Origin of the sequence: Corynebacterium callunae DSM 20147 (genome assembly GCF_000344785.1) — a bacterium.
Classification (GTDB): domain Bacteria; phylum Actinomycetota; class Actinomycetes; order Mycobacteriales; family Mycobacteriaceae; genus Corynebacterium; species Corynebacterium callunae.
Map to the genome: position 1 here is coordinate 2,451,887 of NC_020506.1, position 16,338 is coordinate 2,468,224.

12 protein-coding genes are annotated in these 16,338 nt (G+C 52.7%); 6 read left to right on the top strand and 6 right to left on the bottom strand.

Going from position 1 to position 16,338, the window contains the following annotated elements; translation table 11 throughout:
- Window positions 1–56 precede the first annotated feature (56 nt).
- Entirely contained in the window at window positions 57–2,027 is a 1,971-nt protein-coding gene (locus H924_RS11505; RefSeq protein WP_015652127.1) for a beta-glucoside-specific PTS transporter subunit IIABC, read from the bottom strand.
- Window positions 2,028–2,370: 343 nt separating this feature from the next.
- On the opposite strand from H924_RS11505, the gene H924_RS11510 reads away from it, so the two are divergent.
- The 3 genes from H924_RS11510 to H924_RS11520 all read left to right on the top strand — a co-directional run bounded on the left by H924_RS11510 (window position 2,371) and on the right by H924_RS11520 (window position 7,164).
- Entirely contained in the window at window positions 2,371–2,661 is a 291-nt protein-coding gene (locus H924_RS11510; protein WP_015652128.1) for a rhodanese-like domain-containing protein, read from the top strand.
- Between the two features lie 166 nt (window positions 2,662–2,827).
- The gene (locus H924_RS11515; RefSeq protein WP_029703014.1) at window positions 2,828–3,274 is read left to right on the top strand and encodes a MarR family winged helix-turn-helix transcriptional regulator; all 447 of its coding nucleotides are present in this window, start codon (window positions 2,828–2,830) and stop codon (window positions 3,272–3,274) included.
- 8 nt (window positions 3,275–3,282) lie between these two features.
- The gene (locus tag H924_RS11520; protein WP_015652131.1) at window positions 3,283–7,164 is read left to right on the top strand and encodes a Pls/PosA family non-ribosomal peptide synthetase; all 3,882 of its coding nucleotides are present in this window, start codon (window positions 3,283–3,285) and stop codon (window positions 7,162–7,164) included.
- A gap of 62 nt (window positions 7,165–7,226) precedes the next feature.
- Here H924_RS11520 and H924_RS11525 read toward each other — a convergent pair whose 3' ends face one another.
- A complete protein-coding gene (locus tag H924_RS11525) occupies window positions 7,227–8,471 on the bottom strand; it encodes a PucR family transcriptional regulator (RefSeq protein WP_015652132.1) in 1,245 nt (414 codons plus the stop codon).
- Between the two features lie 269 nt (window positions 8,472–8,740).
- On the opposite strand from H924_RS11525, the gene H924_RS13700 reads away from it, so the two are divergent.
- Together H924_RS13700 and H924_RS13705 are read left to right on the top strand one after the other, a co-directional pair.
- On the top strand, window positions 8,741–8,962 hold the full coding sequence (locus tag H924_RS13700) for an oxygenase MpaB family protein (protein WP_015652133.1): 222 nt from the start codon (window positions 8,741–8,743) through the stop codon (window positions 8,960–8,962).
- Entirely contained in the window at window positions 8,959–9,156 is a 198-nt protein-coding gene (locus H924_RS13705) for an oxygenase MpaB family protein (RefSeq protein WP_015652134.1), read from the top strand. Before H924_RS13700 ends, H924_RS13705 begins: the two co-directional genes overlap by 4 nt.
- Before the next feature lie 166 nt (window positions 9,157–9,322).
- On the opposite strand, the gene H924_RS11535 is transcribed toward H924_RS13705, so the two are convergent.
- Together H924_RS11535 and H924_RS11540 are read right to left on the bottom strand one after the other, a co-directional pair.
- Window positions 9,323–10,903, bottom strand: a complete 1,581-nt coding sequence (locus tag H924_RS11535) for a succinic semialdehyde dehydrogenase (RefSeq protein ID WP_015652135.1) — start codon at window positions 10,901–10,903, stop codon at window positions 9,323–9,325.
- A gap of 187 nt (window positions 10,904–11,090) precedes the next feature.
- Entirely contained in the window at window positions 11,091–12,140 is a 1,050-nt protein-coding gene (locus H924_RS11540; RefSeq protein WP_015652136.1) for an oxygenase MpaB family protein, read from the bottom strand.
- 99 nt (window positions 12,141–12,239) lie between these two features.
- Here H924_RS11540 and H924_RS11545 point away from each other — a divergent pair, with 99 nt between their 5' ends.
- Window positions 12,240–13,742 (top strand): NAD-dependent succinate-semialdehyde dehydrogenase, encoded by a 1,503-nt coding sequence (locus H924_RS11545; protein ID WP_015652137.1) that lies wholly within the window; start codon window positions 12,240–12,242, stop codon window positions 13,740–13,742.
- A 458-nt stretch (window positions 13,743–14,200) separates the two neighbouring features.
- On the opposite strand, the gene H924_RS14840 is transcribed toward H924_RS11545, so the two are convergent.
- Window positions 14,201–14,401, bottom strand: coding sequence for a hypothetical protein (locus tag H924_RS14840; RefSeq protein ID WP_155861963.1), 201 nt, complete (start codon window positions 14,399–14,401; stop codon window positions 14,201–14,203).
- A 271-nt stretch (window positions 14,402–14,672) separates the two neighbouring features.
- Window positions 14,673–15,518 (bottom strand): hypothetical protein, encoded by an 846-nt coding sequence (locus H924_RS11555; RefSeq protein ID WP_015652139.1) that lies wholly within the window; start codon window positions 15,516–15,518, stop codon window positions 14,673–14,675.
- Window positions 15,519–16,338: the final 820 nt, after the last annotated feature.

Here is a 16,338-nt window from a genome sequence, read left to right on the forward strand (position 1 = left end):
TTTCGACGCACCCTACCCCGCAGCACACAAGGTTGCTGCGGGGTACGAGGTGGGTGCTAAACGGTGGCGGTGGATTGAGCTGGTCTAACCTGAATTACCTGCGTGTGAGGATTAACCTCTCTGGGGGTAACAAGGAAATCCATGCGGAATTTCGCCGAGTTGGTCAACAACATGATGGTCGTAGAGTCAATGCCTTTCGCAGCCATCAATTCAAGATCAACCTCCGCGAGCAAGTCACCGGCTTTCACTTCTTGGCCACGGGTGACATGAGGAGTAAATCCTTCACCTTTTAGCGCCACGGTATCGATACCAATATGGATGAGGATATCGACACCGGTGTCAGTTCGCAGTCCAAAAGCGTGTCCTGACTTCATTGCAACCTTGACGGTTGCATCGCAAGGAGCATAAATCTTTCCGGAGGTAGGCATGATGGCAATTCCATCGCCCATCTTTCCGCTGGAGAATACCGGATCAGCGACCTCCGCCAAGGGAATCAAAGTTCCAGCTACAGGTGCGTTGAGTTCTAGTTCATCCAATTCCTGCGAAACAGCGGCCCCAGCAACTTCTGCGGAAGCAACAGCTGGCTCAGGTTTAGCCGTAGCCTTGTCCTTGGCAATATCTTCTGCAGACATTCCAAAGAAATAGGTCAATACAGCTGCCAGCACGAAGGAAACGGCTGTGCCTGCAACCAACCATCCGATTGTGTTGTTCGCTCCACTTGGATCAATACCAATTGGCAGAGTGAGCAAACCTGGGGCACCAGTTCCATAGACCATGGTGGAGGTAGCTCCGATGATTGCACCACCAACTCCAGCGGAAATTACGGCAATTACGAAAGGACGCTTACGTGGCAGGGTGACACCATAAACCGCAGGTTCAGTGATACCGAAGATTCCCGCCAGGGCGGCAGAACCAGAAAGCGCTTTTTGTTGCTGATCACGCAGACGCAGGAAGAGCCCAAAAGCTGCACCTGCCTGAGAAAGCACAGCTGGGAAACAGGCTGCCTTAAGGGGATCAAATCCGTTGAGGGAAACATTGTTAATAAAGACGGGAACGATACCCCAGTGCACGCCGAAAATGACCATGATCTGCCACAACATTGCAATCAAAATGCCAGATGCGATTGGGGAGAAGTCATAAGCAGACTGCAATACGGAAGCGAGCGCATTGCCCAGCCACACACCTGCGGGCCCCAACGTCAATAAAGTCAGAGGCACCATGATGACCAGCACAATCATCGGGGTGATGAAGTTGCGGATGGACTCATGCAGGAATTTATTAAGCGGGCGTTCCAGCAAAGATTGCACCCACACCGCGATGATAATCGGGATAACAGTGGAGGTATAGGACTGCAAAACCACTGGAATACCCAAGAAAGTGACGTCATTCCCAGCCTGTTGGAAGGCCAACAAAGTCATCTTCTGTACTTCACCGTCCACAAGCACGGAAACTGCCTGCAATTGGGTGTAAAGCAAGGCACCTGCCAAGGTCACTGCGGTAAAAACACTGGCACCGAATTTACGCGCGGCCGTAATTGCCAAGATGATTGGCAGGAACATAAAGAAGGCGTCGCCAGCGGCATAAAGGATTTGGTAGGTGGTGGAAGTGTTTTCAATCCAATTGGCAACAACTGCTACCGCCAACAGGCCTTTAAGAATACCGACGCCTGCCATGGCTCCCAACACTGGAGCAAAAATGGAGGAGACAATATCTACAGCCTTGCCGAGGAAGTTTCCTGAACCGCTCTGCTCATTTTTGCCTTGTGCATCTGCGGTTAGCGATGCTGGCAGTCCGGCATAGACCAATGGGACGTTATTACCGATTACAACCTGGAATTGCCCACCGGATTCCACCACCGTGATTACACCAGGTAATCGCTTGATTGCCGCTTCGTCCGCCCCCGAGCGATCCTTAAGCACGAACCTCAGCCGAGTAGCACAGTGAACGACTGAAGAAATATTGTTTTCGCCTCCCACCAGCTTGAGAACATCAGTGGCAAGGGATTGGAAATCTACTTTTGTAGCCATGCTTCACCTCTCTTTAAAAGGAATTGGGGCGCCTTCAGGTCTTCTAGAAATGCAAAAAACCTGACCTCTCCACGCGGTTGGCGTGCCAGAGGTCAGGCAAATCAACTGCAAAGAGAGGCCAGGTTTTGCTTCCTGTGATCGGAATAACAACCCTGACTTGAATGTTGTTTGTATTACTTGATTTAGACCTTAGGGGAAAGTATCCGGATTTAGCAAGATTTTCGAGTGAAATTATTTTCACATCACACATTCCGCCCGCTAAAGCCCCCTTTCCCCACATCCCCTCCCGGGTATGACTATCCTCGAGAACACATAAATATCCAATTTTTAAGGAGTACTGCACATGCAGGAAGTAACTGTTAATGAAGTTCCAGAAGGCGTTCAGCTGATTGACGTTCGCGAAGCTGACGAATACGCCGAGGTTCGCGCTAAGGGTGCTATCAGCATTCCAATGAGCGAGATCGTCGGACGCGTTGATGAGATCGATCAGGATCGCGATATTTACCTCATCTGCAAGGCTGGCGGTCGTTCCCAGAAGGTTGGCGAATACCTCGAGCAGCGTGGCATTGACGTTATTAACGTTCTTGGTGGCACCGATGGCTGGATTGCAGCAGGTCTGCCTACTGAAAAGTAGGAGCTTTAAAGCCCTGAAGGAACCTCGAGCATCTTTTGGTGCCTCGAGGTTCTTTTCTTTTCATCAATGCCATCATCTGCATAAATAGCTCATTATCAGTCGTTTTAAAATAATTGGTTCCCCCAATGATTCGCGAAATCCTATATTTGGAATTACTCTGGTAGGCATGGCTACGCACCCAGACATCCCCACTGAGTTGCTCGAATCCCCCAGCTACCAACTCGAACGCCTGAGAAGGCGAACCCGCGATCATGTGGAGAGCCAATTGTCCTCCCATGAAACCACCATGCGGGAGTACTGGACTTTGACGTGCCTCGTACATTCAGATGCAGCAAGCCAATCAGCTCTCTGTGAGCTCTTGGCCATCGATGCATCTGACATGGTCAGACTCGTTGATTCCCTCGAGAAGCGTGGCTGGGCAAAACGCGAACGTGATCCTAAAGATCGCCGCCGTCAGATTGTTACATCAACGAAGAAAGGCCGAAATGCCCAAGCTGAGCTTCACAAAGTGGTGCTCGAAGCTGAGGATGTTGCCCTTGATGAATCCACATCAAAACAACTTAAGCACCTTCGTAAACTGGCGGCCGCAATTATTTCCACTGAAGAGGACTGATTTTCAACGTGGCTTTGAGCAGTGTTCCAGCCCAGTTCCTTAGGTCCGCAGAGGCACCGCCAAAGCGCACGCTATGGGACATCCTTGTCCAAGTTGCATCCACCTACCCCGAAGCAGCGGCGATTGATGACGGGCAAATCATCACCTATGCCGAACTTATTGAAGAGGTAACCGCCCTCGCAGATTCCATGCATGCCCAAGGCATTCGCCGGGGGGACCGCATTGGTATCCGCATGCCTTCTGGCTCCAAGGATCTCTACATCTCAATTTTGGCTACTTTGGCGGCAGGTGCTGCCTATGTTCCAGTTGATGCCGATGATCCTGATGAACGTGCTGAAATGGTTTTTGGGGAAGCCAATATCAATGCCGTTTTTGATGCGTCTGGTTTCCGCATTCTGCGCGCTACTCCCGGTGGTGATACCCGCCGTCCGCGCTTGGATGACACCGCCTGGATCATCTTCACCTCCGGTTCCACCGGCAAGCCCAAGGGTGTCGCGGTATCTCACCGTTCAGCAGCAGCCTTTGTTGATGCTGAAGCACAGATGTTCCTGGTTAATCACCCTTCTGGCCCGCTGGGGCCAGAAGACCGCGTTTTGGCTGGCCTTTCTGTAGCTTTTGATGCTTCCTGTGAGGAAATGTGGCTGGCCTGGGGACATGGCGCTTGTTTGGTTCCTGCGCCACGTTCACTGGTGCGTTCTGGCATGGACCTTGGCCCATGGTTGATTCGCCGCGATATTTCGGTCGTTTCCACTGTTCCTACCTTGGCGGGACTGTGGCCTGCAGAGGCTCTTTCACAGGTCCGTCTGCTTATTGTCGGCGGCGAAGCTTGTTCCCAGGAACTCGTCGAACGCCTATCCACTCCTGATCGTGAAGTCTGGAATACTTATGGCCCTACCGAGGCTACGGTGGTAGCTTGTGCAACCCAGCTCCATGCGGGTCAGCCAGTAGGCATTGGTTTGCCACTAGCTGGCTGGGACCTCATTGTGGTTGATGAGGCTGGAAATCCAGTAGAGGTTGGCCAAGTTGGTGAGCTTGTCATTGGTGGCGTGGGCTTGGCCCGTTATTTGGATCCTGAAAAAGATGCCGAAAAATACGCTCCCCTCCCTTCTGCCGGCTGGCACCGTGCTTATCGTTCCGGCGACCATGTGCGCCTGGAAGAAGATGGGCTTTACTTTGTAGGCCGTGTTGACGATCAGGTAAAAATCGGCGGACGCCGCATTGAGCTTGGCGAAGTTGATGCCAATGTGGCAGCCCTGCCAAATGTGCGTTCCTCTGCAGTGATTGTGCAAACCACTGGTGCTGATCAAAAAGTGCTGGTTGCTTATGTTTCTTTGCAGGATGCAGCGGTAGGTTTTGATCAAGAAGAAGCCCAAGCACGCCTGGCAGATTCCATGCCAGCAGCGTTGGTGCCCCGTATTCATGTGATGGATGAGCTACCGGTTACTACCTCCGGCAAAGTTGATAAGAAGTCTTTGCCGTGGCCACTTCCTGGCACTGCTGTTGAAGCCAATGACCTTAACTCCACCGAAACCTGGCTTGCTCAGATGTGGGTGGATATTTTGGGCACCTCAGTGGCGGATAAGGATGCGGACTTCTTTAGCTTGGGCGGAACTTCCCTGGCAGCGGCTACTTTGGTGGGCCGTGTTCGCGAGAAGGTACCAACCGTTGCAGTACGAGATCTCTATGATCATCCCCGCTTGGAAAAGCTGGCGGAACGGGTGGAAACCATTGCCACTGATACCGGAGTTTCCCTCGAAAAGCCGAAACAAGTAAAGCAACGCGTCGTAAAGCCTGTTTCTTTAGGCACCCGCATTGCTCAAACCATTATCCAAGTTCCAATTATGACGCTGCAGGCAGCGCAATGGATCGCCTGGTTGCTTTTGGGCAACAACATCATGTCAGCTCTTGGTTTTGAGTGGGCACAGCCTGTTCCATGGCTGTGGGTTATTGGCATGATCGTCATTTTTGCAACACCCGTCGGCAGGCTCCCTATTGGTGGTTGGGGTGCGCGCATCCTAACAGCGGGGCTTAAGCCCGGCAATTATAAGCGCGGCGGTTTTAACCACCTGCGCATCTGGACTGCTGAGCGCTTGGCTGATGCCTCGGGTTCCCGCAATATTTCCGGCGCGACCTGGGTGAACTATTTTGCGCGTTCCCTGGGCGTAAAAATGGGCAAGGGTGTGGATTTACACTCCCTGCCACCGGTAACTGGCATGTTGACTTTGGGCTCCAATGTGTCCATTGAACAAGAAGTTGACCTGCGCGGATATTGGATTGACGGCGATATTTTGCGCGTCGGCCCCATCGAGGTCAAAGATAATGCCCGCATCGGCGCACGTTCAACGCTGCTACCCGGCACTGTCATTGGCAAGGGCGCACACCTGGAGCCAGGTTCCACAGTTACTGGTGATAAAAACATTAAACCGGGTTCGCGCTGGGCTGGTTCGCCGGCGCAAAAGGTAGGCCGTGCCAAGCACAGCTTCCCTGATACCCATCCCCCACGTCGCAGCCGCTGGGTTCCAATCTTTGGCGCAACCTCCATCGTATTGTCCTTGCTGCCACTAATTGCGTTGGGCGCAGGTGCTGCCTTTACCCTGTGGCTGGCTTATCTTGGCCCATTTAACCTGGCCATAGGCGTATTGGTTTTTGCCACCCTCGGCGCATTGGTAGCCTTTGCAACCTACACCATCATGATCTGGATTTTGGTGCGTGTACTGTCCATTGGAATTAAGGGCGGAATTACGCCAGTGCGTTCCCGTTTGGGCTGGCAGGTGTGGGCGGTAGAACGTCTGATGGATGATGCTCGCACTTACCTCTTCCCGCTTTATGCCTCCCAGCTCACTCCTTTATGGTTCCGGAGCTTGGGCGCCAAGATCGGCAAGGATGTAGAGATCTCTACCGCGGTGATGGTGCCTAAACTGGCGGATATCCGCGAGGGCGCATTCCTGGCCGATGACACCCTCATCGGCGGTTATGAACTGGGCAATGGTTGGCTGCTCACCGGTGAAACCCGCATTGGTAAACGATCCTTCTTGGGCAACTCCGGCATTGCCGGTCCAGAGCGCAAACTGGGCAAAAACTCCCTGGTTGCAGTGCTCTCCTCCACTCCTAAAAAGGCGAAGGCCAGCTCCAACTGGTGGGGTTCACCTCCAGAGCGGATGCGTCGTGTCACCGTGGAAGTCGGCGAAGGCGAATCCAAGACCTATAACCCTGGCATTGGCGTGAAGATCGCCCGCGGCATTGTGGAAACTGCACGTTTGCTCGCACCGATGGTTTCTGGTGTGCTGGCTGCGCTAACCCTGTTGACCTTGCAGTTCCTGCTCACCACCTTCAACTGGTGGATTGCTTGGCTGGCTGGTGGCATCGTGCTGATGGCAGTGGGTATTCAGGCCATGGCCATTACGGTGATTATGAAGTGGCTCTGCGTGGGTCGCCATAAAACTGCAGATCACCCGTTGTGGAGCCCCTTTGTCTGGCTTAATGAGCTACAAGATGCCTTTGTGGAATCGGTGGCAGGCCCGTGGTTCCTGGTTCCCAACTTGGGCACCGGCATGTTGAACTTTGGCTTGCAGGCCCTCGGTGCGCACATCGGCCGTGGCGCTTGGGTGGAGTCTTATTGGTTCCCCGAAACTGACCTTTGTTATGTCGGTCCGGGTGCCACCGTAGGTCCTGGCGTGGTTGTGCAGACCCACCTCTTCCAGGACCGCGTGATGAGCTTGGATACTGTAACCATCGCGGCAGGCGCTACTTTGGCAGACCATTCTGTGGCGCTGCCTGCAGCTTTTATCGATACCTCGGCCACTATCGGCCCAGGTTCCCTGGTCATGCGCGGCGATCGAGTTCCTGCGCACACCAGGTGGCAGGGCAATCCGATTGAGCCCTGGCTTTAAAACCACGCTTTTCGGCGCCCACCTCGGCCACGTTGCATCTTGTGCAGCGTGGCCGAGTTCTTTTATTGAGCCGGGCGCAAAACCTCAGATCCAAACCAATGGGCCAATTCTAAGGCGGTCCGGAGATCGGTAGCGGTGGAATTATCCTTGCCCACCACCTCACGGAATTTATCCAAACGGTACTTCACGGTATTGCGGTGGGCCACCATTTCGGTAGCAGCACCAGCAATTCCATGCCGGAGGAAACTACGTGCTGTGGCTCGAATGACGGAGCTATATTCATCGTCTTTAGCTAGCTCGCCGAGGGTAACCTCCACAATTTCACTGGCCAAAGGAATGCGGTCAACAAAGGCTGCAACCGTGAGTGCACCATCCATTCCCGCATCAATAAAGTTGCGATTTGAAGTGGTATTGCGCTCTGCCACCCTTCGCAAACGCTGCGCCATTTGATGACTACTTCTAAAGCCAGCAACTCCTGTTGCGATCGGACCAATGGCTGCACTAACACCGGCTGGCAAAATTTCCTTGAGCGCAGCCTTTGCGATGATTGCCTCGCCACGACCCCCGCGATTATCCGCCACGGTTTCTGGTCGGCACCATACCCACAAGAGATTAGGCGAGCTAAACACCATCAATGGCTGGGCTTTAGCTCCAACTTCCGCAGAAATTTCCCGTGCTCCACGCAATAGGGTCTCTGAGTTTTGCGGGTTACCCGGCGCGCCCCATAACAAAAATGCCAATTGTGGACCTGCAAAAACATGCCCGCCGATGCTTTCCGAGGACTCGCGATCGCGCAGCACTCTTTGTACTTCTGCCAAGAGGCCTGGATCTCCCGGTACCTGCAGCCTGGCGACTTCTTCAGCAAATACCGCAGGTAACTGATCGGAACGCACATTGACACAACTATTTGTCATTACGCGCAGTTCCGAGAGAAACTTCATGAGTTCGTCAGAGTTGGAACCTACAAATAGGTCATTGGCAATATTGAGAAGCTGGAATTCCAAAATATTGTGCGCGCGGTGAAAGAGCATGATCAAAGTGGATAGTGGTTGGCCGCGCGCGGCCAGGGAGCGCGCCATTATGCGGATTTGAGGACCACTGCGAATTGCTCGTTTATCGCCTTCCATGGCAATAAAATCCCTAAATAATTCCACATTGCTCAGCGCACTATCACGCATCACTGAAGACATAGCAGGATTAACGAGCTCTGGCATCTCCCGCGATGCCTGAAGAACAATCTGATCAGCCAATTCTTCGCCACGGCGGTTAAGTTCTTGGGTGAACTTCTTCCTATATTTTGGATCCAACTCTCTTCCTCCCCACGCCTTTAACTATTGCTAATGACTTCTATATTGCTTTGAGAAAATTGTAGTTTAAATCACTGTGCCTAATGCACAAAACTAGAGAGATGCTTACCTTCGACTTGGCCAAGAGAGCCTTTTTAAGTTCACCTCCGAGAGAAAACTCGGTAACTTTCCAGCAATTAAGGAATATGTGACTTACATCTCCAGAAAAAGCCTTAGCAATGTAAAGCATGCCAGATATCTAAAGGGGTCCACATGGGACGAATCAGTAGATGGAAAGCCACACTTGGTACCTCTACTACGGAGTTGCGGAACCCAAAAATGTGCCAAAGAACTACAAAGAGTTCAAGACCTATATGGAAAGCTTCTTTGAAAATAAGCTCTACCACACCGAAACTGTGGAACGCTCCCGCATTGTGCAGCGCCTCGATATCGATCCACCAATCGCTGCCATCTCAACCTGGCTATGGCGTTCAATCCCCCACCCCTGGTGAACCTGTTGATTTGGGTTAACACCGCGCTCCTCCCAGAACAGATCCGAAGCCGTATTGGTTGGGAATGGACCAAGAAAGATCAGATCAAGTTTGTGATCTTCTCCCACACAGTGCGCTCTATCTTCTCGGTTCTGCCTCGCAAGGTACGCATGGTTGCCTTTGCAGACCGCGCATTTAAGCGCGCTGGCCGCTAAATAGCCCCAGAGCAGACCTTGAAGTCAGTATTTACTGGCCCCCAGGGCCTTTTTATTGCTTGTCGACGCAACGACGGTGGTCGACAAAGTTGCGGCTGATCATAAAAATAGGCGCCGGGAAGAGGATTCTCTTCCCGGCGCCTATTTAGCTGCCTAGCTTTTTAGACTAAGGCAGGAAACGCAACTTCTTACCCAGCTTCAGTGCGGTGACCATCGCATCGGCATAAACCTTGCGGGAGATTACGGCAGGGCCACGCATAGAGATAAAGCGCTGCTCTGCCACATTGCGGATTTCGGTGTACTTGAGCAAGCCGTCTGGTCCGTGGCGACGTCCCATTCCGGACTGCTTCATGCCACCAAGCGGTACGGAAACAGTAGCCCAGGATGCTGCATAACCATCGTTGATGCCCACGCCGCCTGCTTCAATCTGGCTGGCGATCTTGCGTCCGGTTTCAGGGGCTGCAAATACGGAGGCATTCAGACCATAGGACGTGCCATTAGCCTTCTCCACGGCCTCTTCAAGGGATGCAACCTTTTCAATGTAGACAACAGGACCAAAGACCTCGTCGCTAAGCACTGGGGTACCGGCAGGGACGTCAACCAGCACGGTTGGCTCATAGAAGTACGGACCTAGGTCCGGGCGGGCTTTGCCGCCCGCCAACACCCTGGCGCCGTGTTCGCGGGCTTCATCAACAAAGCGGGAGACGGTGTCTAGCTGGGTTTGATTGATAAGTGAGCCCATATCAATATCCCAGTTAAAACCGCTGCCAATCTTCATGGCTTCTACCGCTACCTTCATGCGGTTAACTACCTCGGTGTAGACCGGTTCTTCGACGTAGATGCGCTCAATGGAGACACATAACTGGCCGGAGTTGGAGAAACATGCGCTGGTGATTTCGCGCATCACCAAATCAAGATCGGCATCTTTGGCAATAATCAGTGGGTTTTTGCCACCTAGCTCTGCAGAGTAACCAATCAGGCGCTCGCCAACCTGGCGGCCGAGGATGCGACCGGTCTTGGTGGAGCCGGTGAACATAAGGTAATCACAACGGTCAGCAATAGCACTACCAACAACAGTTCCAGAACCGGTAACTACCTGCATCAGATCGCGGGGCAAGCCGGATTCATAGAGGAAGAGGACGGCGATCAGGCAGGAGAAAGGAGTATTGGAATCTGGCTTCGCCACCACACCATTACCGGCAAGCAGTGCTGGAATTGCATCAGAAATACCCAAAGCAAGAGGATAATTCCACGGGGTAATCTGTCCAACCACACCCTTGGGAATATGCTGCTCCACGCTGCGGGTGGCAATTGGAAGGGCACCCGGGCGCTTCTTTTCTCCAATGAGCTTGCCGACATTATTTGCGTAATAACGGGCGTTGATGGCCACGTCCATAACCTCATCCAGGGCAGAAGCACGGTTTTTGCCGGTTTCTAGCTGGACAATGTCCATAAGCAATTCGCGGTTATCAAGCACGCGGTCATGGAAGGCGCGGAAGATTTCCTGGCGCTGTTCAATAGGAGTTTGAGCCCACTTTTGCTGTGCAGCACGTGCCAGCTCAAAGGCGTATTCCACATCTTCCACAGTGCCGGATAAAACGGTGCCGATGGTTTCACCATTAAATGAGGATTTAACATCTACTTTTTCAGCATCTGCTGCGCCAGCAGTTTTGGTGTTGGTGGTGAGGTTGAGCAGTTTGCGGTGCAGATCTTCCGGCAAAGGGCCCATGGGGAAACGCTTATGCATTATTTTTTAGCTTTCTTTTTAGAGGAGTTTTACTAAAGGCTATGTAGTTTTGCACGCCCAGCGCCACACAGTCGCCACATCAGTGCCACACAAGCAGCGCCAGTTAACGCAGATAGCGGAGATAACCCCGTCGCAGCAGTTGAAAAACTGCCCACAGAATCATCTCCGCATTTCAAGATGCAGGATCTTAGAAAGGACATCCTGCAGCGCGACGTTCCTGAATGGACATGGTCTCGCTGGCCAAAGGCTCATGCGCAGCGGCATCTTCCTTAGGGTTCTTCTTGGAAAGAGTTGCGGTGGATACGCGCTTATCCCAGTTTTGGACAGCCTCGCGCTGTTCCTCCGCACCAAGCATGCCATGGTAGGCCATAAATTCGCGGCCCGGGCTCATGTAGCGGGATTTCAGCGGAAGCTTCGGGAAGATAAAGCGAATAACCTTGCACAGGCGTTCAAAGCGCTTGATGTCTTTTTTGCTCCAGTCCAGCTGCAAAATATCACGCTGGGAATCTTCCAAGGTGCCCACGGTTACCCAGATCAAGCTGCGCATGGCGGGCTTCCAGATGATGTCCCATACCTTCTTTGGAATGCCATCTGGGCACTTTTGCTGCTCAACTCGGGCGGTGCGCAGCGCAAAGTCCACGGTGTCATTGCGCTCCAGCTCGGTTGCAGTCATGTGCTCGATATAGGCGATGAGATCGGCATAGTTATCAATAACTGGGCGGTTGGACATGCCGTATTTTTCCCACCAGGTCACGCCTTCACGAACCAGCTGGTCACGCTGCTCAGCGGTGAATGGGGTGCCAAAAAGATCCTGGGTGCGGATTACGCGGTACACAAATGTGGCGTGTGCCCACCAGAAAATCTCTGGGTTAAGTGAGTGGTAGCGGCTGCCATCGCGCAAGGTTCCTTGAATATCTACGTGGTAGTCACGGATGCGCTGTGGCAGCGGGTTTCCCTCTTCAACGTAGATCGACTCAATGATCTGCGGGGTGGATCGCTGCAAACGCGCGAATGGCTCCTCGAAGAACTTGGAGTGGTCCAGTAGGGACTGACCAATCGCGGGGTGCATATTCTGCAAAATTCCGGTGTATCCACGCAGCAAATGAATTCGGGCGTCTGCTCCGTATTGCCACAGGAGAGAGTTGGGGCCGAGTTCCGCACGGCGGAGGTCATCCCTTTGGGAGTGTGCACCATCATCAGGATTATGGTTGGTGTCTGGGTTGGCAGCGGTAGTCATTATCGCTTCCTTTCTCGGGCTGTCTATGTTGCCAAATCTAGTGACTTAGGCGACACTGGACAATCAAAGTTGACTCATACCACAAGGAGTTGTCCAAAAGTGACAAATGCAATTAACACCCTAAGCGTCAGTGCACAACGGGTTTCAGAAATCCTGGCGGGCATCCCTACCCAATTGCTTATCGACGGGGGCTTGCAGGACGCAAGCGATGGCGCAACCTTTGAGGTCTTAAACCCGGCCACCGGGGAAAAGCTTTGCGACGTCGCCTCAGCAAGTGGACTCGACGCAATCCAGGCGATGGTCGCAGCCCACAACGCCCAAAAAGAGTGGGCACACACCCCAGCACGTACCCGTGCCAGCTTGCTGCACAAGCTCTTTGATTTAATCCAGGAAAACGCCGAAGAACTCGCCGTCATTATGACCCTTGAAATGGGCAAACCCCTGGAGCAGTCCTATGGCGAAGTTACCTATGGTGGCGAATTCTTCCGTTGGTTTGCTGAGCAAGCAGCCCACCTAGATGGCCACTATTCCGATACTCCAGAGGGCAATCTGCGCATGATGGTTAGCCATCAGCCAATTGGCCCAACCTATGCGGTCACTCCATGGAATTTCCCACTAGCAATGGCCACTCGCAAGCTCGCACCGGCCTTGGCAGCTGGTTGCACCACCATTGTGAAGCCTTCTGAGCTCACCCCACTTACCACTCTTAAGCTGGGACAACTGATCCAAGAAGCCGGTTTCCCTGCAGGAGTTGTCAACATTTTGCCAACCCTTGATGCTCCTGCAGTGTCCGATGCAATCATGAGCGATCGTCGGCTGCGCAAGATTTCCTTCACCGGTTCCACCGAAGTTGGACGCCACCTGCTACGCAGCGCTGCCGATAACATCTTGCGTACTTCCATGGAATTGGGCGGTAATGCACCATTTATTGTGCTGGAGGATGCCGATCTTGAGCTCGCCGTAGAAGGTGCTGTAGCTGCGAAAATGCGCAATATGGGTGAGGCTTGCACCGCTGCCAACCGCTTTATTGTGCATGCCTCCCTGGCGGATCAATTCGCTTCCCGTTTGGCCACCAAGTTCCGCGATATGAAGGTGGGCAATGGCCTTGATCCAGAAACCTATTGCGGACCACTGATCTCTGAAAAAGCGCTTGAGCGAGTGGCTGGACTGGTTGAAGATGCAGCCCAAAGAGGCGCGCAGATTTTGTGCGGTGGACACAAAATTGAGGGCGCAGGCAATTTCTATCCTCCCACCGTTTTGCACAATGTTCCAGCCGGTTCTCGTGTACTAACAGAGGAGATTTTTGGACCTGTCGCACCGATCATCAGCTTCCAAACCTTGGAAGAAGCAATCGAACTGGCCAATGACACCGAATACGGCTTGGCCTCCTATCTTTACACCCGCGATGTTCAGCTCGGCCTGGAAATCAATGAGCACCTAGAAGCAGGACTTATGGGTCTCAACGTTGGTGTTATTTCCAATGCGGCGGCACCTTTTGGTGGACTTAAGCAGTCCGGCATGGGCCGTGAAGGTGGCCAAGAGGGCATCCATGACTACATGGATACTCGTTATGTTGGTTTACCCCGCAGCAACCGCCTCTGAATAGCGAAAACGGGGCTCAGTTCAATGCGCCTGTAGACCCCCTCTTTAGTTGCATCGCACTGCAGGCATCCACCAATCGGAGCCCAGACAAATTTCCCTTTTGTTGGTAGGTATCTAATACGGATAGAAGCTAGGTCGAGATTGAGTGATACCTAAATGTCAGGGGAAAGACGTTTAGGCATCTCGAATGTTTGCTCGGCTTTGTCTCATAATTTCTCTTCATGCAAACTGCAATATCCGAAGAGCGCTTGAAGTAGTAGATTCCATGTTTAAAAGCCGTCACCTTACTTGTTTTCAATACCCCTAAGCTGACATAGAATAAATGACGGATTAAGTGACAATGTTTTCGGGCGTGGGTGTAGTGATTGCGGTTGGCACGTAAACGATCGTATTTATGATGGGATAATACTATAGCGTTGATTGGCTATATGCGGGTCTCGAAGTCGGATGGATCCGGACTATTTATATGAAGACCGGGCGTCGGGCAAACAAGAAGATCGCCTGGAATCAGCCAGGGCCTGCGGGCGTAAGGGAGGGCGACCATTCAAGATGACCGCGGCCAAGGTGAGGTTGACGATGGCCTCGATGAGGCAACCAGAGATCAGTGTTGCTGCCTTTGCCCGGAGTTGGGGATTACCCGAGAGATTCTCTACCGGCATGTCTCACCGACAGGAGAGTTGCGCGAAAACGGTCGGAAACTGCTCGCTGGCAGCTGACCACCAGTGACGAAGCACTGTCCCGGTGGGAGGGATCATCTCCGCGATTGGGAAACCGATCCCAGTGCGTAGGCTGAGAAAAACTGGGGGACGGGCAGGTTGCGCGCTACCGCACGCTTCTCAGTGCAATCCAGATGGATGGAATAACTACTTTCTTTGTGCTGCAGGCTAATCAATGGAGAGCAGGGAGAAGGTCCTAGGTACAGTGCCTAATTTAGTTACCTTTTTCCATCTCTTTCATCCGCTTTTCGAATCGGCGGAACAAGTTTTCAAATGCCTGCTTACACCGCTTCTTTACGGCGCGTGGTAGTCGTAAAGCCGTTCCCTCGTGGTGGGCGAACTGGTGGAATGCCCAGCTATCCAGCTCGGAATTCCGCCATCGCTTAATAGTCTCGCTAACGCGTGGTCCCTGCGATTCACCAATGTGCTCCACCAGGAGAAGATCTTTATACGTCATCAGGGCCAGGGGCAAGACATTGTGCTGTTGAAGAAGGTTCTTGCGTTCTAGGAATTCCTGGGTCGTAGCTGCTACCGGAAGTGTCCATGGCAGCGAGTAGTCCCCGGAAATGATCAAAGGAATGAACGTAGGATCACCAGACAGTGGGCTCCCAATCAATGGAGATGCGTCTTTGGTGAGCAACTCAACCATCGAGTTGAGTTGATCGGCTTTTCTATCCGTCATCAACATGGAGACTTCCTTACTAAGTCTTTCCACGTCGGATTGTCCGTGAGTTACCCGCCTAATCGGTTCCCTGAAAGTAGCATCAATGATGAGCCAGGTGTTGTCGAACTGTAGGACGAAGTCGGGGATCTTGGGCTGCTGTCTTTTACTACCTGAGCTAGCAAATGCCGATTCCAACTCAGTTTCATCCCAGACTCGGCTGGTCAGTTGATCAGTTTTGCTGCGTCTTTCATGGAAGGTACGTTCCAATACTTCAGATACGTCGGCTTCGAACTGGGCTCCAATGGCACGGTGAAATGCATCTTTACGTTCAGTGCCCTGCTGCTGGTCAAAAATCTCCAAATACTGACGCACTTCGTGGGAGAAGTGCTCGCGCATAGACCGTTTGACCAGCCATCCCAGATGGATGACGAGATAGGATCCGTCTTTTAAGCGGAGAAGTGGGTTCTGCTTGATGGCGTCGAAGTTACAGTACTGTCCTGACGTTTCATGTAGCTCTTGTTTAAGCGTGGGTACATCAGTGCTTAATGCCTGTAGTGCTTCTTCGTGTGAGGTATCAGTCAGGTGCGCCCAGGTTATGAAGTGAGGCGGAAAACCAAATGCCGACCTTTGAGGTGCTGTGCAATGAACTACTACAGGGCAATGTCAATGAAAGCCTCGATATCAGAGCCCGTGGCCTCAGGGAATAATTCCCGGGGCTCGCCCTTATTTTCTGTTGAGTCGCAGCATCAACATTGTCGTTCCAGGTGTCCCCCACAGTCATTCAGAGGTACGAGCCACAAGATAGGGCAACGGAAGCTGCTGATTGAAGTAGATATTGGCAATTAAACCCGTCGCCAGAGGCTCTGCGAGGTGTCCCTATCGGGTGACATCCGGGTTGTCCGGCCAATCCTGGGGCAAATCACCAGAATCATCTAGGTCCTCGGCCACCCCAGGAGCGCACAGATCAGAAGATCCAGATCATTCTCTCCATCATCAAGCCCATCGTCTTCGTCCCTGAGCAGAAGGAACTCGCGCATTGTCGTTAAAACTACCTGTGGAGCGATGAGGCGATGACCTTGTGTGAGTGCGCGCTCCACCGAGAATCGAAGCTTTGTGTCTTTTATACGTCCGCCCACAGCCGATCCGTAGTTGAAGCAGTCCCCGATTCGGAGCTCACGTCGGCGAGCATCAGAGCGAAGCGTGCCAAAGTTTCTCT